The sequence below is a fragment of the Oceanobacillus sp. FSL W7-1293 genome (assembly GCF_037969815.1).
Classification (GTDB): domain Bacteria; phylum Bacillota; class Bacilli; order Bacillales; family Amphibacillaceae; genus Oceanobacillus; species Oceanobacillus oncorhynchi.
Window position 1 is genome coordinate 2888463 of sequence record NZ_CP150212.1, and the last position, 22169, is coordinate 2910631.

The 22169-nt window shown below is 38.8% G+C and carries 23 protein-coding genes and 1 pseudogene; 3 read left to right on the plus strand and 21 right to left on the minus strand.

Translation table 11 applies throughout. The features are described 5' to 3' along the window. Positions 1 to 114 precede the first annotated feature (114 nt). The 3 genes from MKY65_RS14130 to sirA all read right to left on the minus strand — a co-directional run bounded on the left by MKY65_RS14130 (position 115) and on the right by sirA (position 1288). Positions 115 to 261 carry a YjcZ family sporulation protein gene (locus tag MKY65_RS14130; RefSeq protein WP_339177834.1) on the minus strand — a complete coding sequence of 49 codons (147 nt, stop codon included), beginning with the start codon at positions 259 to 261 and terminating at the stop codon, positions 115 to 117. A gap of 293 nt (positions 262 to 554) precedes the next feature. Then, positions 555 to 782 carry a YneF family protein gene (locus tag MKY65_RS14135; RefSeq protein ID WP_339177836.1) on the minus strand — a complete coding sequence of 76 codons (228 nt, stop codon included), beginning with the start codon at positions 780 to 782 and terminating at the stop codon, positions 555 to 557. 47 nt (positions 783 to 829) lie between these two features. Continuing rightward, positions 830 to 1288, minus strand: coding sequence for a sporulation inhibitor of replication protein SirA (gene sirA, locus MKY65_RS14140; RefSeq protein ID WP_339177839.1), 459 nt, complete (start codon positions 1286 to 1288; stop codon positions 830 to 832). A 492-nt stretch (positions 1289 to 1780) separates the two neighbouring features. On the opposite strand from sirA, the gene MKY65_RS14145 reads away from it, so the two are divergent. Then, complete coding sequence (locus MKY65_RS14145) at positions 1781 to 2812, plus strand: hypothetical protein (protein WP_339177841.1); 1032 nt, start codon at positions 1781 to 1783, stop codon at positions 2810 to 2812. Positions 2813 to 2877: 65 nt separating this feature from the next. On the opposite strand, the gene tkt is transcribed toward MKY65_RS14145, so the two are convergent. From tkt to MKY65_RS14160, 3 genes are all read right to left on the minus strand, one after another. Then, the gene (tkt, locus tag MKY65_RS14150; RefSeq protein ID WP_339177843.1) at positions 2878 to 4878 is read right to left on the minus strand and encodes a transketolase; all 2001 of its coding nucleotides are present in this window, start codon (positions 4876 to 4878) and stop codon (positions 2878 to 2880) included. Between the two features lie 92 nt (positions 4879 to 4970). After that, entirely contained in the window at positions 4971 to 5204 is a 234-nt protein-coding gene (locus tag MKY65_RS14155) for a DUF896 domain-containing protein (RefSeq protein ID WP_339177844.1), read from the minus strand. Positions 5205 to 5269: 65 nt separating this feature from the next. Further along, on the minus strand, positions 5270 to 5926 hold the full coding sequence (locus MKY65_RS14160; protein ID WP_339177846.1) for a recombinase family protein: 657 nt from the start codon (positions 5924 to 5926) through the stop codon (positions 5270 to 5272). Positions 5927 to 6314: 388 nt separating this feature from the next. On the opposite strand from MKY65_RS14160, the gene lexA reads away from it, so the two are divergent. Both lexA and MKY65_RS14170 read left to right on the plus strand, forming a co-directional pair. Next, the gene (lexA, locus tag MKY65_RS14165; protein ID WP_339177849.1) at positions 6315 to 6935 is read left to right on the plus strand and encodes a transcriptional repressor LexA; all 621 of its coding nucleotides are present in this window, start codon (positions 6315 to 6317) and stop codon (positions 6933 to 6935) included. A 212-nt stretch (positions 6936 to 7147) separates the two neighbouring features. Continuing rightward, positions 7148 to 7411, plus strand: coding sequence for a hypothetical protein (locus tag MKY65_RS14170; protein ID WP_339177850.1), 264 nt, complete (start codon positions 7148 to 7150; stop codon positions 7409 to 7411). A 274-nt stretch (positions 7412 to 7685) separates the two neighbouring features. Here MKY65_RS14170 and spo0A read toward each other — a convergent pair whose 3' ends face one another. From spo0A to MKY65_RS14245, 15 genes and pseudogenes are all read right to left on the minus strand, one after another. Then, positions 7686 to 8468: a sporulation transcription factor Spo0A gene (spo0A, locus tag MKY65_RS14175; protein ID WP_042534689.1), complete on the minus strand. Its 783-nt coding sequence runs from the start codon at positions 8466 to 8468 to the stop codon at positions 7686 to 7688. Positions 8469 to 8826: 358 nt separating this feature from the next. Beyond that, complete coding sequence (gene spoIVB, locus MKY65_RS14180) at positions 8827 to 10020, minus strand: SpoIVB peptidase (protein ID WP_139089148.1); 1194 nt, start codon at positions 10018 to 10020, stop codon at positions 8827 to 8829. A gap of 248 nt (positions 10021 to 10268) precedes the next feature. After that, on the minus strand, positions 10269 to 11963 hold the full coding sequence (gene recN, locus MKY65_RS14185; protein ID WP_339177854.1) for a DNA repair protein RecN: 1695 nt from the start codon (positions 11961 to 11963) through the stop codon (positions 10269 to 10271). Between the two features lie 25 nt (positions 11964 to 11988). Beyond that, positions 11989 to 12438 carry a transcriptional regulator ArgR gene (argR, locus tag MKY65_RS14190; RefSeq protein ID WP_040985350.1) on the minus strand — a complete coding sequence of 150 codons (450 nt, stop codon included), beginning with the start codon at positions 12436 to 12438 and terminating at the stop codon, positions 11989 to 11991. A 63-nt stretch (positions 12439 to 12501) separates the two neighbouring features. Then, positions 12502 to 13311: a TlyA family RNA methyltransferase gene (locus tag MKY65_RS14195; RefSeq protein WP_339177857.1), complete on the minus strand. Its 810-nt coding sequence runs from the start codon at positions 13309 to 13311 to the stop codon at positions 12502 to 12504. A gap of 41 nt (positions 13312 to 13352) precedes the next feature. Further along, positions 13353 to 14240, minus strand: a complete 888-nt coding sequence (locus MKY65_RS14200) for a polyprenyl synthetase family protein (protein ID WP_339177858.1) — start codon at positions 14238 to 14240, stop codon at positions 13353 to 13355. 1 nt (position 14241) lies between these two features. Then, the gene (locus MKY65_RS14205) at positions 14242 to 14484 is read right to left on the minus strand and encodes an exodeoxyribonuclease VII small subunit (protein WP_256704802.1); all 243 of its coding nucleotides are present in this window, start codon (positions 14482 to 14484) and stop codon (positions 14242 to 14244) included. Next, positions 14462 to 15832 (minus strand): exodeoxyribonuclease VII large subunit, encoded by a 1371-nt coding sequence (gene xseA, locus MKY65_RS14210; RefSeq protein WP_339177862.1) that lies wholly within the window; start codon positions 15830 to 15832, stop codon positions 14462 to 14464. The genes MKY65_RS14205 and xseA overlap by 23 nt, the downstream gene beginning before the upstream one ends. Further along, on the minus strand, positions 15829 to 16683 hold the full coding sequence (gene folD / locus MKY65_RS14215) for a bifunctional methylenetetrahydrofolate dehydrogenase/methenyltetrahydrofolate cyclohydrolase FolD (RefSeq protein ID WP_339177865.1): 855 nt from the start codon (positions 16681 to 16683) through the stop codon (positions 15829 to 15831). Before folD ends, xseA begins: the two co-directional genes overlap by 4 nt. Before the next feature lie 14 nt (positions 16684 to 16697). Then, on the minus strand, positions 16698 to 17078 hold the full coding sequence (gene nusB, locus MKY65_RS14220; RefSeq protein WP_339177867.1) for a transcription antitermination factor NusB: 381 nt from the start codon (positions 17076 to 17078) through the stop codon (positions 16698 to 16700). A 305-nt stretch (positions 17079 to 17383) separates the two neighbouring features. Next, positions 17384 to 17767 (minus strand): Asp23/Gls24 family envelope stress response protein, encoded by a 384-nt coding sequence (locus tag MKY65_RS14225; protein WP_339177870.1) that lies wholly within the window; start codon positions 17765 to 17767, stop codon positions 17384 to 17386. Positions 17768 to 17779: 12 nt separating this feature from the next. Beyond that, positions 17780 to 19153, minus strand: coding sequence for an acetyl-CoA carboxylase biotin carboxylase subunit (gene accC, locus MKY65_RS14230; RefSeq protein ID WP_339177873.1), 1374 nt, complete (start codon positions 19151 to 19153; stop codon positions 17780 to 17782). A 13-nt stretch (positions 19154 to 19166) separates the two neighbouring features. Next, positions 19167 to 19658: an acetyl-CoA carboxylase biotin carboxyl carrier protein gene (accB, locus tag MKY65_RS14235; protein WP_339177876.1), complete on the minus strand. Its 492-nt coding sequence runs from the start codon at positions 19656 to 19658 to the stop codon at positions 19167 to 19169. A gap of 157 nt (positions 19659 to 19815) precedes the next feature. Beyond that, a pseudogene (locus tag MKY65_RS14240) lies at positions 19816 to 21322 on the minus strand (IS1182 family transposase). 172 nt (positions 21323 to 21494) lie between these two features. Continuing rightward, positions 21495 to 22166 carry a SpoIIIAH-like family protein gene (locus MKY65_RS14245; RefSeq protein ID WP_339177879.1) on the minus strand — a complete coding sequence of 224 codons (672 nt, stop codon included), beginning with the start codon at positions 22164 to 22166 and terminating at the stop codon, positions 21495 to 21497. Positions 22167 to 22169: the final 3 nt, after the last annotated feature.

Below are 22169 nucleotides of genomic sequence, written 5' to 3' on the forward strand. Positions count from 1 at the left end.
TTTTCAGCAAATAGGGCATTCGAGCAAAGGCTTGGGCGCCAGTGCATAAGAGATTTTTGAAAGCAGAAGCCCGCTTATCGAAATCCCTTTCACGAATACCAGGTTTTTTAATCATTAACAGTAGTAGCCACCCGTGTAGCACTGGTTGCCGCCGGAGTATGCTGTTCCAATAATAATCAACAAAATAAATAACACAACTAATAACGCAAAGCCTGCTGAACCGAAGCTTTGACGATCATCACAACATTCTTCTCTACCCATGTGTATAACCTCCTCTATCTGAACTACTTTAACTTATGCAGCTTCATTCAAATTGGGAAGGCGAATGACTATTTTTTTTGAAAAACTCCCATTCGTTGCGTTTTACCTGGATGACCATATACTGATTCCAACGTGTCCGCACATCGTATGTATGCTGACAAAGCGCTTCTAAACCCGAGCACTTTGATCCTGTACAATTTAAATTTTTACTATGCTGAATTATTTTTTTGACCAATAAGAAAAACCACCTTCTAAAAAGTGGTTTTAGTGCTTGTCCATAAAATAATTATGAATTATTTGCCAGACTGATTCTGATTATTCATTGACCGCATCATTTGATTAATTTTCTTCTGTGACGGTTTTTGGCCCATTTGCATCATCAATGTACGAAGCATTTGCTCATTTATTGGCGGATTCTTTTTCAAGTAGTTCATCATATATTTTCTAGCAATGAAAAATCCAAGAGCAACACCAGCAATTAAAGCTGCAATTGCAATTAATACTACCCATATCGTACTCATGTTACAAAATTTCCTCCTTCGTGTTGTCTCTAATACAGTATATTAGATTAGAGGAAATTATACAACACTTGACTTTCATCATTGAGCTCTTTTATAGATTTAGGAGAAATCCATCCATATTGTGGTGTATCTTTTCCTTGGACAAAGAAATAAGGATGAATATCTTCTAATATAGGAAAAAGCAGTGACACCGCAACAGCTAAATGATGGCATCTTAAAATCAATTCTCCATTTTCAATATATAAGCAGAGTGATTCTTCTCCTTTTTTTACAAGCACTCTATTTCCAATTCGTTTTACATAAATATCCGGCGAAGAAAACGTCTTTAAATGCATAGCAAACTTGTAAAAATGAATTTTTCGAGTGATAAATCGAAATTGCTTTCTAATTATTACTTCGTCCTCTTTTTCAGCACATTCTAAAAAGAAACGATGTAATAAATCACTTTTATGATAATAATTTTTTGCTACATTTTCTTCTATCCAATAAATTGCGTATTCATTCATCACGTATTCCCCCTTTGACTATCATTATAGAGGAATCTATTTCCGAAAGTTGTCATAATAGTGTGCAAAGAAGAACTTCTTTTGTCGAAACAGTAAAGAAAACTTGGCGTCTACTTTTCTCTTTCAGGAATTTAAGAGAAGTCTGTCAATCTGCTGATTTTTGATTTCTGCTTTCCCCTACTTGAATTTCTTTTGAAACACTTTTTTCATATCATCATTGATACAATTATCATATCAAATAATTATGTTATACTATCAAGGCTCTTCACCAAAATCAATGGTTGATATTAATGAATAGATATGAGTAAAGAGATTAATTAGCGTAGTATTTTTCCGTAGCAGTTACCACTATCAATTTAACTACTGTCTGTCAACCATTGATTTTGGTATTGATCCACTATCAAACAACCAATTACATTCACCAAAAATGGGAAGCAGCATAAATTAATTAAACAAAAGCCCAAAATTTCAAATCAAAAAGGAAGTGTCTTCTTGAAAAATTATTATTATGTTACGGCAAATACAGCGGTGGGATTTGTGAATTTACTGCCTTCCAATTTAGAACGTATACAGCAAATCTTTCGTTTAAAACACTCTTCTCAAACGGTGAAAGCAAAAATTTTAAAAGATATAATCACAAAATATGAAGCTACCTATGAAGTAGAAGTGTTAAAAAGTGCGTTGGGTGAACATTATTTGGATGGGGTGGTTATACCTGAAAAGGGACTCGCTTTTTTAAATGATTCCATTATACCAGATGATATGCGTGAAGGAATCGAACTGGATTTAAATCGATTTACACAAGACATTTCGGTAAGAAAAGAGAAACTAGAAGAAAACTTCATTCACTACACAGAAAAAGCATATAAACATTTGGAAACAGGGTTACGCATACATGATGATCTGGAAGAGATCTATATTAAAGAAATGAATTTTAAGCGAGCGGATGAAATTGCCGATACGTTTATTCAAGAAGTCTTAGAAGGACAATCGAAGAAGGATCAAGGTGGCCACGAGTATCACCGCCTTTTTGGTACCACAACTGTAGATGGTCCTGTCAATGTCGTTCCTCATATTACAGAAAAACTATCCTGCGTTTTTTATGTAAAAGGGAGAGCTGGAACAGGCAAGTCAACATTTATGAAAAAAGTAGCGAGTGCTTGTATTGAATATGGTTATGATACTGAAATTTATCATTGTAGTTTTGATCCAAATAGTATTGATATGGTATTAGTACCAGATTTGGATTTTTGTATATTTGACAGTACTGATCCCCATGAATTTTTCCCAACTAGAGAAGGGGAAGTAGTTATTGATTTATACGAAGAAACCGTCAAGCCTGGAACAGATGAAAAATATGCTGGTGAAATTAACAAAATAAATGACCATTATAAATCCTATATGAAAAAAAGCGTTGCAGAGCTGAAAAAGGCTGGTAAATATTTGGAAACTTTAGAGCAACAGTTTTCCTGCACCGAACAAGAACGGAAAGAAATCATCCATTTTATCGAGCAACAATTATAATAGATACGAAGGAAGAGAGATGCTAGCATCTCTCTTCCTCATGACATAAAATATTTAAATATTCCTTATTTCGTCACTTCTTCTACTAATTGAACAACGTTATCTACTGTAAAACCAAATTTCTCAATCAATAAATCGCCATTCGCTGAAGCGCCGAAACGGTCAATCGTAAGTGTTTTTCCTTCAAAGCCTACATAACGGTCCCATCCGAATGACGCAGCCATTTCAATGCCGACTCTGGCTGTGACTTCTTTTGGAAGTACTTCGTTTTTATATGCTTCATCCTGGGCTTCAAAGCGATCCCATGAAGGCATACTTACTACCTGTACATCGACACCTTTTTCTTTCAATGCTTCCTGTGCTGCAACTGCCAGTTGAACCTCGGATCCGGTAGCTAAAAGAAGCGCATCCGGTGTTTCTTTTTCGGATTTACTTACAACATAAGCTCCTTTTTTAACTCCCTCATAAGCTAACTCTGCAGTATTTGCTAAAGTAGGCAGATTTTGACGTGTCAATACAAGCGCTGTCGGCTGATCTGTTGATTCTAGAGCTAAGCGCCATGCTGCCTGTACCTCATTCGCATCCGCTGGACGGATTAAAGAAAGATGAGGCATCGCGCGTAAAGCAGCTAATTGCTCCACAGGCTCATGGGTCGGACCGTCTTCTCCCACTGCAATCGAGTCATGCGTAAACACATAGGTTACCGGCATATTCATAATCGATGCCAGACGAATGGATGGACGTAAATAGTCACTGAATACAAAGAAGGTTCCACCGAAGACATGAAGTCCTCCATGAAGCGCCATTCCATTTAAAGCAGCACCCATTGCATGTTCACGTACACCAAACCAGACATTACGTCCGGCATAATCTGCCTTTGTAAAGTCCGCTTCGTCATTGATTGTTGTTTTGTTCGAACCGGCAAGGTCAGCACTTCCGCCAAAGAAATTCGGAACGGAGTTTGCTACAGCGTTTAATACTTCTCCGGAGGATGCACGTGTAGCAAATTTAGAGCCTTCTTCAAATACAGGAAGATTTTCATGCCAGTTTTCAGGTAGCTCTCCTTTTAAAGCAAGCTCGAACTGTTTTCCTAATTCCGGATAGGCTTCTTTATAAGCAGCAACCAGCTCGTCCCATGCTGCTTCTTTTTCAGAACCGTCATTCACGATTTTTTCTTTAAAGTCAGCATATACTTCCTCCGGCACATAGAAATCTTCATGCGTCCATTTATAGGCTTCTTTGGTCAGCTTCACTTCATCTGCCCCAAGTGGTGCGCCATGGGAAGCACTGGAAGCAGATTTATTTGGAGAACCGTAACCGATTACCGTTTTCACTTCAATCAATGTCGGCTGGTCCTGGTTTTGCTGCGCTTCTTTGATTGCCTGGCGAATGGCGTTGACATCATTGCCGTCTTCCACCCGCAATACCTGCCAGCCATATGCTTTAAAGCGTTGTTCCGTATTCTCGGAAAAAGAACGGTCTAAATCGCCGTCTAATGAAATATCATTGGAATCATACAAAGCAATCAGTTTGCCTAAGCCCATATGGCCGGCTAACGATGCAGCTTCATGCGAGATTCCTTCCATTAAGTCCCCGTCACTGACAATCGCGTATGTATAATGATCGACCACATTATACTTTTCTTTATTATACACAGCACCTAAGTGTGCTTCCGCCATTGCCATACCTACTGACATCGCAATGCCTTGTCCCAATGGACCCGTTGTTGCTTCCACACCATCCGTATGATGTACTTCCGGATGTCCCGGTGTTTTCGAATCCCATTGACGGAATCCTTTTAAATCATCGATAGATACATTATAGCCTGATAGGTGCAACAGACTGTACAGCAGCATGGATCCATGACCTGCAGACAATACAAAACGGTCACGATTGAACCATTTCGAATGCTTTGGATTGTGATTCATAAAATCTGTCCAGAGTGTATACGCCATCGGTGCCGCACCCATCGGTAATCCCGGATGTCCGGAGTTTGCTTTTTCAATTGCATCGATAGAGAGCGTGCGAATGGTATTGATGGATAGTTCCTCAACTTGTTGTGTCATTGTTTTTCTCCTTCCACTTCAAAACATATTCTGTTTCTTTCTCTATTTTATAATGAAATCCGATACGATACAAGCTAAGTTAATGTGACATATCAGTGTTTCTTATTACGTTCCTGGTAATCACGAAGCTTTTGCGGGGTCACATCATTCCCGGCCGGGTCAATGACTGTCATCCCTTTTAGATGATTTTTAAAAGAACCCCGTACATTTGACAGATATTCTTTTCGAAGTTTTTGCTGTTCTGTTTTTTCTTCTTCTGTTAAGCCTTCACTTTTCGCTTTATTAGCTAACGTATTTATTCTATTTAATTTATCTTTAGACAACATAGCTTGTCCCTCCTTCGATTAAAAAAACAGGAGTTAAAATAACCTTCCTGTTTCTTTATCTTACGTCACGATTCACTTTCATTCAAGGAATTGATATATTCCTGGTAGCGGCGATGGATGGTTGCCTTTGATGCATGAAATCCAAGTCCTTTTAAAACTGTTGTGATTTCTTGAAACGTTAATTTATTCTGCCGCAGCCGGACTATCTCTTCTATCGGAATTTCAGCGCGTTCTCTTCCAGGGGATTGATTGATATGATGTAAATTTTCTTGAGGGTTATACCCATTTGATACAGCACGCCGCATTCCCCTTTTTATTTTCATATTATGTAGTTTACGCTGATATTCTTCCACTATACCGACGATGTTCAACACCATCGAATCCGCTTCATTCAGCTCAAGTTCTCCTTCATGAGTAACTGTATAAACGGGGATATTTATTTTCCGGAGCTGATGAAATAAAGCAATTTTTGTATTTCCTCTTCCAAGTCTTGTTTCATCTTGAATACAAAGACAATCAGCTTCTTGATGAGAAAAATAATCAAGAAGCTTAAATATGCCATCTCTATCAATGTCATAGCCGCTGGCCTTCTCTTGAATACAATCCACAACCGTAAAATTTAATTTATCGGCCAGTGCTGATAACTCTTCATATTGTCTTTGAAGTGATGTTTCTTGTGTTTCTTTCTCTGTACTTACCCGACAATAAATAATCGTTCTCAATGTTTTATCCTCCAATAATAAACCGCTCTTTTTCAACTTTTCGGTGACAATTCTTTACAGAATCTGTCTTACCAGCATATTTGCTCTCAACAAAATAAGCAAGGAAATCAGTCGTCTGGTCAATCACTTAAATCGTAACCATCATCGTATATAAAAATATTAACGCAATAATAAAAGCTACAATATAAAAAGCATCAGACTTCATCAGTTTTTCAAACATAATAAAACTCCCCTTCGATATTTTATCTGGTTCCGGAACAGTTGTTCTGACTATAGTATATTTAGAACAACTGTTCTTGTCAATACTTTTTAGAACATTTGTTTGTAAATTGGTTCATTCAATGCTATACTATGAATAACAAATACCTATGCTAGAGGGGAGTAAGTCATGACAAAACTATCAAAAAGACAGCAGATGATTTTTGACTTTATTAAAGATCAAGTAGAGCAGAAGGGGTATCCGCCTTCCGTACGTGAAATTGCAGTTGCTGTCGGGTTAGCTTCAAGTTCTACTGTTCACGGTCATTTAGAAAGATTAGAAAACAAAGGATATATTCGGAGAGACCCGACCAAACCTCGTGCTATCGAGATTATATATAATAATGAGAATGATGCGCCAAAGGATAAGGCCATTTATGTGCCTGTAATAGGGAAGGTAACAGCTGGAATCCCGATTACTGCGATTGAAAATGTGGAAGAGTTTATTCCAGTTCCCAGCTCTTCTGCCGGACCGGAGGATAATCTGTTTGTACTTGTCATTGATGGAGACAGTATGATTGAAGCAGGCATCCTGGACAAAGATATGGTTATCGTGAAACAGCAAAGCTCTGCTGATAATGGAGATATCGTTGTAGCAATGACAGATGAAAATGAAGCGACCGTCAAACGATTTTTTAAAGAAAAGAGCCGTTTCCGCCTCCAGCCTGAAAATGCAACGATGGAACCTCTCTATTACGAAAACGTATCTATTCTCGGTAAGGTAATCGGCTTATATCGTCATATCCACTAAAAGGACTGTACTTTAGAGTCGGAGCATGCGGGCAGCATAAGCTGCACACAGCAGGAACGTCAGAACATCCTCTATAGGCGATTTTATCGGCCAGTCAAAAAAAGGTTAACGGACACATTTGTCAGATGTGCCCGTTAACCTTTTTTCTAGTATAAAATTAGTCCATTCATAATATGCTTAATATAAAGTACAAGTACAAGGAGTGTATAAAATTGACTGAAACGATAAAAAAGAAACGCTGGCTTTATCTTCCAATCATCATTATCAGCTTTATTCTGGGAATTATCTATTTAACAAAGGTTGCAGATTATTTAACACTGCCATTTTTATCAGCTCTTCTCCTCATTGTCACTTTTTTAGAAGTTTACCCGGACAAGAACTATTTTTCCAAAAAGAATTTGGTAAAAATCATTTCTGCTCTTGTGATTATTGCTCTTGCACTTTGGTACCAGATATCTGTTTTTATTCTTGGATAAGTGAATAAAGCATATACACAGCCTTTCATTTTATAAAAAGAAAACCATTGTAATCAAAAAATAAGTAATGTCCCAACTTTTTTTGAATATTCATCAAAATACAGAATTAGCAATTTACTTATAACATATAAAATTGTACAACCCTTTCCTTCATAAATGGCTGCACTGCTTCCTGTTCATTGGATACATCAGCAGGATTTATATGATTCCTTCTGTGACAATACGGGTTGCTGTATGGTTATTTAAAGCTTTCTGTCAACACTTGCAGTCCATATTACGATACTTTATGCTCCAATCGTAATCGGTCGGCCACCATTGCAATAAATTCAGAATTCGTCGGTTTTGCTTTAGAAATATTGATGGTGTAACCAAATAATGCTGAAATGGAATCAATATTTCCTCTGCTCCAAGCCACCTCTATTGCATGGCGAATTGCTCTTTCTACACGAGAAGCAGTTGTATTGAATTTTTTAGCGATATCCGGATAAAGCACTTTTGTGATGGATCCCAAAAGGTCAATATCGTTATAAACCATTGTAATTGCTTCTCTTAAGTACATATATCCTTTAATATGCGCAGGCACGCCTATTTCATGAATAATATTGGTTATATTCGCTTCCAGATCCTGCTTTTTCTTACTTTCAATATTCGTTTTCGTCACATTTGATACTCTGGAAACTGCACTTCCCTGAACCTGCAAAATTTGATCAGCCAGATTCTGTATGTCAAACGGCTTCAGGATAAAATAAGAAGCTCCTAAATCAACCGCCTTCTTCATTACTTCTTCCTGACCAAATGCAGTCAACATAATAATATGTGGTTTTTTAGTTAATTCCATTTTTTTAATTTCATTTAAAACAGCTATTCCATCCATATGCGGCATAATAATATCTAAAACCAGCACGTCCGGTGTTTTCTCTTCAATCAACGGGAGGCAGTCCCTTCCGTTTAATGCTGTTCCGACAATTTCAATTTCTTCCTGTTCCCCAAAAAAGTCCTCCATTAATTGTATTAACTCACGATTATCATCAACAAAACACACAGATATTTTACTCACTAAAAAATCCTCCTTTTGCTTTTTATGCACCTATATCATATTCTACAAAAAACATAAATATCCTCTTTAAAATCAAAAAACTTTTGATTTATTTCGATTTTCTCAAGTATTCTTCGTTTTTCTCTTTTTTTCACCAACTTTCGACACAATTTTCAACGTATTATTGTATCCGTTTTCATTATATCAGATAGTAGTTGGAAATAAAATGCATATTTCCAATAAACATACTATATTTTAATGATTATTTAAAAACTAAAAATTGCCTGTAATAGCAAGCGCTACTACAGACATTTTTAATTATTGACTTATTATTTATTCTGTTGGAGCAAAGAAAGCTTAACCGGAATGGCAGCAGCTGCTACGCGGCAGCTTCATTCAAATCAGATTGAATAATATCCGCATCTTCAAGCATCCATTCGATATGAACACCATAGCCCGAGGTCGGATCATTTACAAACACATGTGTTACTGCACCGATAACCTTGTCATTTTGAATAATAGGGCTTCCGCTCATTCCCTGAACAATTCCGCCAGTTAATTCTAATAATCGCGGATCGGTAATTTGAATAACCATTCCCTTTGTGGATGCTGACTTTTGAGGCACACTGCTGATAATTTCAATGTCAAATTCTTCAATCTTCTCTCCATCCACTACAGTAAGAATTTTTGCAGGCCCTTCTTTTACTTCATGAGATAGTGCAACAGGAAAGGTTTCATCATATTTTTCATGATTTACCTCCTTTTCTAATACCCCAAATATTCCATAATCCGTATTTTTCGTGATATTACCGATTCTTTTTTCTTGCGTTTGAAAGGAAGCTTGTTTTTCTCCCGGTAAACCATTATCACCCTTTTCAATTGCAGTTACAGAAGAATGGATAATGGACCCTTGCTTGATATCAATCGGCTTCTTCGTATCCATATCTGAAATAACATGTCCTAAAGCGCCATATTTTCCTGTTTCCGGCTCATAAAATGTCATTGTTCCAATACCTGCTGCTGTGTCTCTGATATATAACCCGATTTTGTAAGCATTTTCTTTTTTGTCAAAAATCGGCTGCAGGTTAGTTTCGATATACTTATCTCCACGTTTTAGCTTAATTTGCATTTTTTTGTTTTCCTTGCCGCTATGATCAACAATCGGTTTAATGTCTGTCATATGATTGATTTTTTGACCATTTATTTCAACAATTGTATCACCAATATTTATTTTAGCGGCTTCTCCCGGAGACTTTACTCCTTCTGACATTTTCACTTGATGATGACCGACAACCAGTACACCTTTCGTTTCTAACTGCACTCCAATGGATTGTCCTCCTGGTACTACTCTTACATCTTCCAGACGTTGATGCTGCCCCTGATTATCCTCTTTATTCGTATGCTCTTCATTATTGAAAAAGGGAAGGATAGGATAGTCTTGAAAAACCTCTTTATACCCTTGCATGGAAGTATCTGCGTGGATAAAGGAAGGGGAAATAAAAAACAATATAAAAGCAAGCGATAATAGCGAGCTGATTTTATATGTCCATCTGATTTTGTTTGTTTTGCTCATAAATCGTCTCCTCCTCATACAAAAAATATTATCTTTCTGTACATATACTTTTTGCAGATGGAGGGCAGTTTAAACTGGAACAACCTATGTGATATGTGTATCTTTTCCTCTAAAAATATAGATAAACGGACGTATAGTGTTGTTATTCTTAAGATGCAAAAGGACATGTGATTAACGAAATTTGTAAGTACAGGAAAAAGAAAAAAACCGGTACAGTTATTGTCCGATTTTTTAACGTTTTTATCCCTTTAATTTGATTTTTTAAAACGATCTGCCAATGTTAACATTTCTTTCGCATGTTCTTTTGCTGTATCTGTTAATTTTGTTCCAGTAATCATCCGGCTTAATTCCTCAATCAGTTCCGTATTATTTAATTCAATAACAGAAGTAAAAGTGCGATTTTCCTTTTCCTTTTTCTGGATAAATTTATGCGTATCTGCCATAGCAGCGACCTGCGGAAGATGTGTAATACACAGAACCTGTGATTCCAGCGATATTTCATGGATTTTTTCAGCAATTGCCTGTGCCACTCTTCCACTGACTCCGGTGTCCACTTCATCAAAAATAACACTCGTAATACCCTGATGCTTTGAGAAAATCTTCTTCAAAGCAAGCATGATTCGTGATAATTCTCCTCCTGAAGCTATTTTTGTGAGGTCTTTTAAAGGCTCACCGACATTGGTGGAAATGCGGAAAAGTATTTTATCATAACCATTTAATTTCAGCTTCCGCTGCGTGGAATCCTCAAAATCAATGGAAAAGGTCGTCTTTTCTAAATAGAGGTCTTTTAATTCCCGGTGGATATCGTTCGTTAATGTTTCCGCGGCTTGTTTCCGTAAGTGATGAAGCTGATCTGCTTCTAATAAAGCATCCTTTTCAAGCTCATCAATTTCTGTTACAAGTGTGTTTAAATGCGTTTCCCGGTTTGTAATCTGTTCGATTTCTTCTTCAACACGCCCTAAGTAGTCTAACATTTCTTCCACCGTTGGACCGTATTTACGCTTCAATCTGTTTAATTCATCCATCCGCTGTTCAATCTCATTCAGACGTTCCGGATTAAATTGCAGCTGGTCAAGATAATTGCGAATATCATACGTGAGTTCTTCCAGCATATAATAATGGTTAGATATACTATCCAATTTTTCAGCAATAAAAGGATCTAAATCTGCTCCGTCCTGTAAAGCTGATTGTGCGTGGCTGACTAATTCTAATCCATGCTGCTCGCCATATAAAGAAAAATAAGCATCCGAAAGGGATTGATGTATCCTTTCGTAATTTGCAAGCTGATTGCGCTCTTCTTCAAGCGCCGTATCTTCATTCGGGACAAGCTGTGCTTCTGTTAATTCCTGCTGTTGGAATTGGAGCAGATCCAGACGCTGCGCCATCTCCTGTTCATTGTCATTCAGGCTGCGGTACTTTTTCTTCAGATTTTCCAGGCGGTTATAAATATCCTGATAATCCTTTTTTGCTTCCTTCATGGCATCTCCAAGATAAAGATCTAAAAAATCAATATGCTGCTCATTATCCATCAGCGATTGCGTCTCGTGCTGACTATGGATATCAATCAATGTTTTTCCAAATTCCCGGAGAATAGCCAGCGTCACTAATTTACTATTTACACGGCAGATGCTTTTCCCAGAGGAGGTTATGGTCCGCTGAAGTACAATTTGTTCATCACTGATTTCAATCCCATATGCTTTTCCTACTTGGTAAATAGGGTGCTTTTCGTGATCGATGAAAAATAGTCCTTCAATCTCCGCTTTATTCGATTCATGTCGAACAAAGTCTACAGAACCTCTTGCCCCGGCTAATAATTGGATAGCATCAATGATAATCGATTTTCCTGCACCAGTTTCTCCCGTCAAAACAGTAAGGCCTTCTTGAAAGTTTAAGGATAATTCTTCAATAATCGCAAAGTTTTTTATAGATAATTCAGTTAACATGCTGCCTCACCCCGACTAAATAATTTTAAAGCATTCCAATTAATCGATTTTTGATATCCTCCGCATGTTCAGGTGTCCTGCATATAATCAAACAAGTATCGTCCCCGCAGATGGTTCCCATGATCTCTTCCCAATCCAGATTGTCGATCAGAACGCCGACTGCATGGGCATTACCAGGGAGTGTTTTTAAAATAATAAAATGACTTGCATTCTCTATTTTGACAAAGGTATCTACAATCAGCCGCTGCAGTTTTTGCAGCGGATTAAAACGCTGATCTGCAGGCAGGCTATATTTATATTGACCTGTATTCGTCGGTACCTTTACCAATTGCAGTTCTTTAATATCCCGGGATACGGTTGCCTGTGTGACGTTATAGCCAAGATTTTTTAGTGAATCGACAAGCTCATCCTGTGTTTCAATAATATTTTCTGTGATCAGTTCACGAATTTTAATATGGCGTTGTATTTTACTCACGTATAAACCCTCCTTATAGTGCATACATCTTCTTATAATGTGATATGGTCATGCTTTCCAGAATTATTGAGTTAATGCCTGCTGTGCTTCCCTGACGACTTCTTCTAATACGATTTCTTTTGGCATTTCTTTATTTCTCCATTTGAAATGTGCCAGAAATTCAATATTGCCTTCTGTTCCTTTGATAGGAGAGTATGTTATATCCACTAAAGTAAATGAGGCCATCGCTGCATAATTTACCACTTTTTCGAGAACCTCCAGATGAATTGCCGGATCTCTGACAATCCCTTTTTCTCCAACCTGGTCTCTTAAAGCCTCAAATTGAGGCTTTATTAACGCAATAACATCATTTTTTTCATGCAGCAATGACGCCAGAACAGGGAATATATTCTTCAATGAAATAAAAGACACATCAATAGAAGCAACTTCAGGCAAACCATACTCGAGCATCTCTGGTTTAACATGTCTGAAGTTTGTCCGTTCCATCTCAATCACACGAGGGTCGTTCCGGAGCTTCCAATCTAATTGATTATAGCCGACATCAATGGCATAGCATTTGTTTGCACCATTTTTCAAAGCACAATCTGTAAAACCGCCTGTCGAAGAGCCGATGTCCATAAAAATTTTATCCGAAATAGACACTGAAAATAATTGAAGAGCTTTTTCAAGTTTATAGCCGCCCCGGCCTACGTATTTTAAACGTTTATCTTTGATTCGGAGCGGCTTATCGACAGGAACAAGGCTTCCCGGCTTATCCACACGCTCTTCTCCTGAATAAACCAGTCCCGCCATCACCGCACGTTTCGCTTTTTCCATATCTTCCGCCAATTCTCTTTCTACTAATAGCTCAGCAATTCTTTTCTTTTTTTTCATAACCTGTTTCCTTTACATATATAATGTGTCAACACACGCTTTTAGTGGTCTCTTTCACTAAAGTAATCCGTCAATGCTTTTAAAAGAGAATCTTCTGCGTCAGCTAATTTCAAGTTCTCATATGCTTGTTGAACGTATTTTTCTTTTTGCGCAATTGCACCTTCCAGCCCTAATAATTTAGGGTACGTGCTTTTTTCGTTTAATTCATCGCTGCCTACCCGCTTGCCCAGCTTTTCTTCCTCGCCGGAAACATCCAGGATATCATCCTGCACCTGAAAAATAAGCCCTAAATAATAAGCATATTTCTCTAAATAACGTACCTGCTCATCTGTTGCATTTGCTAAAAACGCTCCTGCAAAAATAGCGAAACGAATCAGTTCCCCTGTTTTCAAGGCATGAATTTCTTCCATGGCTTCTAACGAAACAGATTGTTTCTCTGCTTCCATATCAAGAATCTGTCCGCCGACCATCCCTTTCGGACCGCTGCAGGCAGTTAATTCTTTAGTGAGCGTCACTTTTTCATCTGCAGTAAGCAATGGATCATTTAAAATCAATTCAAAGCTGTAGGTCAACAAGGCGTCCCCCGCAAGAATGGCTGTAGCTTCATCAAATTTTTTATGATTCGTTAACATACCGCGCCGGTAATCATCATCATCCATTGCCGGCAAATCATCATGAATAAGCGAATAGGTATGTATCATCTCAAGAGCAATCGCGGATGACATCGCTTTTTGAACATCCTGACCGTATGCTTCATAGCTGGCAAATAATAAAATAGGACGCAATCTTTTTCCTCCGGCATCTAAGGAATAAAGCATGGACTGTTTTAAATTACCCGGTATCTCCAGCTTGTTAAAACAGCTTGTATACGCTTTTTGGAGCTCCTCCCGATAATACGTTAAATATGCCTGTAATCGTTTATGCGCCATCTTATTTGTCCTCCTCTACTTCAAACGGCTCCAGTTCACCCTGCTCATTTAAAATATGAACCATTTTTTCCTGTACATTGGTTAATTTTTCATTACATAGCTTAGAGAGCTTCATCCCATCGTGATAATACTCAATCGCTTTTTCAAGAGGAACATCGCCTTCCTCCAGCTTATTCACAATGACTTCGAGCTTTTCCATTGCCTGCTCAAAGGTTAATTCATCATATTTCTTCTCTTCTGCCACTCTGATCTACCTCCTTTATCTTTTGTACGTTTGCATGCAGATATCCATCTTGCAGCCGCACATCAATGGGATCTCCTTTATTCACGTCCTTGATGGATTTAATCACATCACCGTCTTGGTTATAACTGATTCCATAACCGCGAGCCATGACAGCCAGCGGGTTAACCAGCATTAGTTTATTAATAGAAGCCTGTAAGTCGCTTTCCGATTTCGCAAACAGCTGTTTCATGGAACGGTTTAACTCGGATAGCAATTTACTATTTTTATCAGCTGCTGTTTTTATTTCCTGCTCCGGATGCTGTGTATCCAGCCTCTGCTTAAGATGCGTGTAACGAAGCTGCTTCTGTTCTATTCTTGCTTTTAACGACTTGTTTAATGAATCCAGCATCGAATCCAGTTCTTGTTCTTTTTGGGCAATCAGCTGTTTCGGGTATTTAAATGCATAGGTTTGGCTTAATGATTCCAATCGTTTACGCTGCATTTGCAGGTCTGTACGCATCACCTGTGACAGACGCTGAGCTAAATACGATACTTTATCAAGCTGTTCCTTTTGCGAAGGGACAGCTAACTCAGCTGCTCCTGTCGGCGTCGGCGCACGTAAATCAGATACAAAATCAGCAATTGTTGTATCTGTTTCATGCCCCACCGCAGAAATAACAGGAATCTCCGATGCATAAATCGCTCGTGCCACTGCTTCTTCGTTAAAGCTCCACAACTCCTCAATCGACCCGCCGCCGCGGCCGACGATTAAAACGTCATATTCCTCTGGAAAAGCATTCGCATATTGAATCTTTTTCACAATGGAACTGGTCGCCTGCGGACCTTGCACAGATACCGGCAGAACCGTAATCTTCACAGAGGGTGCTCTTCTTTCAATCGTTGTTACAATATCGCGGACAGCTGCCCCGGTCGGAGATGTAATGACACCGACATGATTCGGATAAGCAGGAATCTTTTTTTTCTGGTCATCAAGAAATAAGCCTTCTGTCTGCAATTTTTCTTTCAATTGCTCAAAAGCCTGATACAACGCCCCGATGCCATCTGGCTCCATATCACGGATATAGAGCTGATATTGACCGCTTGCCTCATAGACACTTACCTCTCCCCGAATAAGCACACTCATGCCATTTTCCGGACGAAAAACAAGCCTGCTGTTATTCGAAGAGAACATCACTGCCTGAATACGGGCATTATCATCCTTAATGGTCATATACATATGTCCGCGGCTATGGTGTTTAAAGTTAGATATTTCCCCTCGCAGCCAAACCTGTCTCAGGTGGGGGTCTGTATCTATCTTACGCTTCACATACCTGGTTAGTGCAGTAACCGTCAGATAATTGTCTTTCACTTTTCAGACAGTCCTTTAGCTGCCTTGATGGTATTTTTTAAAAGCATTGTAATCGTCATCGGACCGACACCGCGGGGAACCGGTGTAATATAAGACGCTTTTTCCTTCGCACTTTCGAATTCCACATCACCAGTCAGCTTGCCATTGTCCATGCGGTTAATACCAACATCGATAACTACTGCTCCTTCTTTCACATAGCTTCCGTCAACAGCATGCTCTCTGCCCATAGCAACTACTAAAATATCTGCTTCCAACGCAAGTTCACGAAGGTTTTGCGTACGGGAATGACAATATGTAACTGTCGCATTTCTCTCTAACAGCAATAATCCCATCGGTTTTCCGACAATATTGCTGCGTCCGATAATAACAGCGCGCTTCCCTTCTATTTCAATATTTTTAGATTCAAGCATCGTCAGTATCCCATAAGGAGTACAAGGCAAAAAGGTTTCTTCTCCATTTACAAGCTTTCCAATGTTGACCGGGTGAAAACCATCTACGTCTTTTAAAGGAGAAATAGCGTGGATGACCTTTTGTTCGTCAATATGATCAGGCAATGGCAATTGAACAAGAATACCATGTACACCCTTATCATTATTCTGCCCTTCAATCACCTGTAACAGCTCCTGCTCGGAAACCGATTCCGGCAGCTCGATTAAGTTGGACGATATCCCGGTGAAATCACATGCTTTTTCTTTTCCTTTCACATAGGATTTAGACGCAGGATTATCTCCTACCAGAATAACCGTTAAATGCGGGTGGATATTCTGTTGCTTCAAAGTCTCTACTTCATGTTTCATTTCTTCTTTTAACTCATCTGACAGCTCTCTTCCGTTTAATAACTCTGCAGTCATAATCAATTCCCTCCTTAAGAAATAACCTTTGATAAGACACCATTAATGAATTTACCGGATTGTTCATCTCCAAATGTGTGAGCCAGCTCTACCGCTTCATTGATAGTTACATTTTGGGGAATATCCTCCATGTATAATAATTCATAAACAGCAAGTCTTAAAATAGTACGTTCTACGGACGCAACCCGCTCGAGCGACCATTTTTCCAGGTTCTCCGATATTTTTGAATCAATTGCTTCTTTATACGTAATTACGCCTTCAATCAGCATGGACAGAAATACGTCTTTCCGCTCTTCTTCCTTCAATGATTCCATTGCTAAGCTTACCTCATCTTCATTCATATCTAACTGAAAAAGCGTCTGAAACGCTTTTTCTCTGGCTTTATGTCGATTCATCACACGTCTCCTTCTACATTCTTTCATTTACTGTTAAAATCATAACACGTTTCCCTTATTTTTGGCTAGGATACCGTATACTCGCTTTTTTAAGAAAAATAAAAAAGAATTTACAGAGCTGAAGCCTTTTTTCCCAATTTCTCAAAAAGAAAAACACAGGTCATTTGCCTGTGCTCCTCTTTGTTTTAAAATGTATATTCATACATCTGTCTTTATTTTTATTTTTTGAGGCATGAGTCATAAGGTATGTTCAAAAAATAACTAAATCTCACCGCTTCTCATTTGAACATTTATTGTACTTGTATTTATACAATTTCCTGATTATCCATTTGAATACCTGCTACATGAACATTGACTTCTTCCACCTGGATAGATGTCATGGTTTGAATATTTTGCTTAATATTCGTCTGCAGCTTTGCAGCAACCTCCGGAATCGATTTTCCAAATTTAAGGATTACATAAATATCAATAATAGCACCATTATCCGTTAATTCTACGCGGACCCCTTTACCGTGGGACTTCTTGCCAAATTTCTCCGCAACCCCTGTTGCAAAGCTGCCGTGCATTGATTTTACCCCATCTACTTCCGTTGCAGCAAGTCCTGCTATAACCTCAAGGACTTCCGGTACAATCTGTACACTGCCTAAGCTGTCATCCTCACGTATCTCTAATAATAGTTGATCACTCATTGCCTTCACTCCTTATTTGCTATCCTCATCTTCCTTTTCTTCGATGATTGGATATTCAGTTAAGAAATTCGTATTGAAGTCTCCCTCTTTAAACACAGGATGGCTCATGATTTGATATTGGAATGGAATGGTTGTATGCACTCCTTCAACAACAAACTCTTCCAAAGCACGCTTCATACGTTCTACGGCTTCATTTCTGGTGGAAGCATAAACGATGAGCTTCGCGATCATGGAATCGTAATATGGCGGAATTCTATATCCGCTGTAAGCGCCGGAGTCCACACGAACTCCAAGTCCGCCAGGCGGCAGATACATTTCAATTTCCCCTGCGGAAGGCATAAAATTCTTATATGGATTTTCGGCATTGATACGGCATTCGATTGCATGCCCCTCAAATGTAATATCTTCTTGGGTAAACGCAAGCTCCTGACCGTCTGCAATTCGAATTTGTTCTTTAATCAGATCCACTCCGGTAACCATTTCTGTTACAGGATGCTCTACTTGAATACGGGTATTCATCTCCATAAAGTAAAATGCTTCCGATTGTCTGTCAAAAATGTATTCAATCGTTCCCGCACCTACATAGTCCACGGCTTGGGCAGCTTTTACAGAAGCATCCCCCATCCGTTCTCTCAGTGTTTCATTGATTGCAGGAGAAGGTGATTCCTCCACTAATTTCTGCAGACGGCGCTGGATTGAGCAGTCTCTTTCTCCAAGATGAACCACATTTCCATGCGTATCGGCCAGTATTTGAATTTCTACGTGTCTAAAGTCTTCGATATATTTTTCAATATAGACACCTGGATTTCCAAAGGCGGTTTCCGCTTCTTTTTGTGTTAATTCCATTCCTTTTATTAACTCTTCTTCGGTACGGGCCACGCGGATTCCTTTTCCGCCGCCCCCGGCAGTTGCTTTAATGATAACAGGATAACCTATTTCCAAAGCAATTTCTTTTGCATGCTCTACCCCTTCAACAATTCCTTCTGAACCAGGTACAACCGGTACATCTGCAGATTTCATTGTTTCCTTGGCGACATCCTTAATTCCCATTTTTTGAATGGCTTCCGGTGTCGGACCGACGAAGGTTACATTGCATGCCCTGCAAATCTCTGCAAAGTCAGCATTCTCTGCTAGAAATCCATAACCCGGGTGTATCGCATCAGTCTCTGTAGACAATGCAACACTCATAATATTAGTTATGTTTAAATAACTGTCTTTACTTAATTTCGGACCGACGCAATAGGCTTCATCTGCCAGCTCCACATGCAGGGACTCTTCATCCGCTTCAGAATATATTGCAACTGTCTCTATGCCCATCTCCTTACAGGCACGGATAATTCGGACAGCTATTTCTCCACGATTGGCAACTAATAGCTTTTTAATCACTTATTCCATCCCCTTACTTCTTCTTTACTCTAAATAATGGCTGACCATATTCTACAAGCTCGCCATTTTCAACTAGAACTTCCACAATCTCTCCATTGGTTTCCGCTTCAATTTCATTAAATAATTTCATCGCTTCTACAATACAAACCACTGTGCTTGTGTCTACCGTGCTTCCTTTTGTTACAAAAGGATCGCTGTCTGGAGAAGAAGAAGTATAAAATGTTCCGACCATCGGGGAAACAATTTCATAATCATAATCCGCTGAAATTTGCGGTGTTTCCTCTGCTTTAATTTCTGGCTGTGCGCTTACCTCAGGCTTGGATTCTTGAACTGCCGGAGCTTGAGGTTCTGCTGCGGCTTGAGGCTGTGATTGGACGGTAGTAGTAACAGAGCCTGTGTTTTTTTTCATAGCTATGACTGCACCGTTTGCCTCATAGGAAAATTCGGTTAATGATGATTTATCGACCATTTGAATAATTTCTCTTATTTCATCTACTTGTAACATATTGGCACTCCTCATTTCGATTGTTATCTTTTTATAATTTCATGCTGGCTGTTTCATTACCTTCTAATATATTACGATAGAATGAACAAAAACATCAAGTCTACCGTAATCAAATCTGTATTAACTGGATGAAAAGCTGTTTTTATTATTATAACAGTTAATGCCTGTTAATGTTGGGATAAACTTGTTTTTTACATTTGTAAAGAGGCTGGGACATAACTAGCCAAAAATAAAAAAGATGGATTCCACATCGAGTTTTGATGCGAAATCCATCTTTTTTGAAATCATTTATAAGTAAATACATAAAAAAGCGGCTAGAGGCAGTGTATCTTCTCAGATTCACTGCCATTAAGGCGAATCCCAATTCATTTTCCACTTTGGGTTTTCCTCGTACCGAGAAACGAGTGAAACCCAAATTAGCCTTCAAGAATCCAAAGAATGGCTCCACATCTATCTTACGTTTTCCGTAAAGCTTGCCCATTTGGACAAGTAAAGGCATCTTTTTCGGCATCATAATCCCAGTTAGCGGTGTTAAAAGGATTGTTTTTGTATTTTTTCTTCTTCTCTTTCCGATACATATTGTAAGTGATGAGGGCAGTTCGTAATCGTTCCAGGGTGACATTTTCTATATTCTGTTCACTTCCATAAGCTGCATCCGCTACGAGGAATTCAGGCAACACAAAATATTCCTTTTCAATTCGATCTAAAAAAGGAATCAATGTTCGTGTATCGGTAGGGTTCGGAAAAATATCATAGGTTAATGCGTAACGTCCTTCTGTTGCCAATTGCACATTATAAGCAGCTTTCAACTGTCCATTCTTCATATGGTCATCTTTCAATCGCATAAAGGTGGCGTCATGATCCGTCTTGGAATAGCTGTTACGTTCTTCTAAAATCTCCAATGCTTCTTCATATTTTTCTTTCCGATGTATGTAATCATGCACTTTTTTTAAGGCTTGTTTTGGCTGCTTCCGTTCCGAACGCAAAACTTTTCGGTCTTGTGCTTCTTCACTTAATTCGATTTGTTCCGTATAGGTTTGGACAGACTTATCCAAATTCCCTGCTATCTGTTGAAGTTCTTTTGTCGATAGCGTTTCCGGGCTTTCCCGTTCGATTTCTGGAATAATTTCTTTTTCTACCAGTTCTTCATAGAGCGCATTCGATTTCTCGATAAGGTTTGCTTGATAGCGTTCAATCGATTTTCGCCAGACAAACGTGAATTTATTGGCATTGGCTTCGATTTTGGTTCCATCAATAAAGATAGCCTCTGCATCAATCAACTCTTTTTCCACCAGCTGACAACGAAACTGAACGAAGCACTGACGCAATAGTTCTTTTACTTCCGGATTCACACGAAAACGGTTGATGGTACGATAACTGGGCTCATATCCTTGCGCAAGCCACATCATCCGCACACTGTCTTTTAATAATCCTGCGATTTTTCGGCCAGAGAACACCGACTGGGTATAAGCACATAAAATAATTTTCATCATCATACGCGGATGATAGGCTGGACAGCCTGTCTGACGGATAAAACCGGTGAAAGCTTCTTCTGGAATCTGTTCAATAAATTCATGGACTGTATAAGCTATATCATTTTCTTGTAATTTCATCTCGAAATCTAATGGCAAAACGATTTGATTTACGTTATAATATTTATACATAAGGATACCTCGATTCTGTTTTTGTAGTGGTACTTTAACTTTATCAGAAGGTATCCTTTTTTTGTACATTTATTTCATTTTTTTATCCAATTAAAAAAGTGACTTCCTACTTGCCTTAGTAGAAAGTCACTTTTTCTGTTTTTACTGGGTTTTGTCCCAGCCTCTTATTGTTTTACTCTTCCGTTTCGGTTGTGTCTTCTGATTCTTCTCCTTCTTGGGTTTCTCCCGTTTCTTCTGTCTCTTCTGTTTCGGCTGCTTCTTCTGTTTCCGTTGTATCTTCCATGTCTGTCGTTTCAGCAGTTGGCTGGAAATTAACTTCCGCTTTGACATCTTCTCCAAATTCATCACGGGCCATTTGCATGATATTCGCTGCTTCTGTTACGGGTAATTCCTCCGTTTTCACATGAATATGGACTTTCCCATCGTTGGAACGGACGAGCACATCTTCATATTCTGTTGCAGCCAGCAGCTGCTCCTGAAGAATCAATTCCTTACTCTCTAATTCCTCTAACCCGTCAATTTCCTGCAATGCTTCATCCTTTTCAGTTGCTGATGCATTTGCGGAAGCCACTACATCTGTTAACTGGCTTTTTTTGCGGCTGCGTTCATCTTGGATTTCCATACGGATGGTCGTGAATAATTCATCGCTGTCTACATTTTCTATATTGTCCACTTCAATTCCTTCTTCAGATTGAGTTGCAGGAACCACATCCTCTGAAGTCGCGTCCTGCCCATCGTCCACAAAAGCTAAATCATTCCCATTTGCTGAAAAGATATAATAGACACTTAAAACAACCATCAAGCTTAACATTGTGAGTAACCATACTGTTTGTTTTTTTAACATACA

Bases quoted from the DNA above. Each gene is read 5' to 3' on its own strand.
- recN (WP_339177854.1), bottom strand. From the start codon at position 11,963: ATGTTAACTGAATTATCTATAAAAAACTTTGCGATTATTGAAGAATTA.
- spoIVB (WP_139089148.1), bottom strand. From the start codon at position 10,020: ATGAGCAAAACAAACAAAATCAGATGGACATATAAAATCAGCTCGCTA.
- MKY65_RS14225 (WP_339177870.1), bottom strand. From the start codon at position 17,767: ATGAGTGATCAACTATTATTAGAGATACGTGAGGATGACAGCTTAGGC.
- accB (WP_339177876.1), bottom strand. From the start codon at position 19,658: ATGTTACAAGTAGATGAAATAAGAGAAATTATTCAAATGGTCGATAAA.
- MKY65_RS14135 (WP_339177836.1), bottom strand. From the start codon at position 782: ATGAGTACGATATGGGTAGTATTAATTGCAATTGCAGCTTTAATTGCT.
- MKY65_RS14200 (WP_339177858.1), bottom strand. From the start codon at position 14,240: ATGGCGCATAAACGATTACAGGCATATTTAACGTATTATCGGGAGGAG.
- lexA (WP_339177849.1), top strand. From the start codon at position 6,315: ATGACAAAACTATCAAAAAGACAGCAGATGATTTTTGACTTTATTAAA.
- folD (WP_339177865.1), bottom strand. From the start codon at position 16,683: ATGACTGCAGAGTTATTAAACGGAAGAGAGCTGTCAGATGAGTTAAAA.
- MKY65_RS14155 (WP_339177844.1), bottom strand. From the start codon at position 5,204: ATGTTGTCTAAAGATAAATTAAATAGAATAAATACGTTAGCTAATAAA.
- MKY65_RS14130 (WP_339177834.1), bottom strand. From the start codon at position 261: ATGGGTAGAGAAGAATGTTGTGATGATCGTCAAAGCTTCGGTTCAGCA.
- MKY65_RS14195 (WP_339177857.1), bottom strand. From the start codon at position 13,311: ATGAAAAAAAAGAAAAGAATTGCTGAGCTATTAGTAGAAAGAGAATTG.
- nusB (WP_339177867.1), bottom strand. From the start codon at position 17,078: ATGAATCGACATAAAGCCAGAGAAAAAGCGTTTCAGACGCTTTTTCAG.
- sirA (WP_339177839.1), bottom strand. From the start codon at position 1,288: ATGAATGAATACGCAATTTATTGGATAGAAGAAAATGTAGCAAAAAAT.
- tkt (WP_339177843.1), bottom strand. From the start codon at position 4,878: ATGACACAACAAGTTGAGGAACTATCCATCAATACCATTCGCACGCTC.
- MKY65_RS14245 (WP_339177879.1), bottom strand. From the start codon at position 22,166: ATGTTAAAAAAACAAACAGTATGGTTACTCACAATGTTAAGCTTGATG.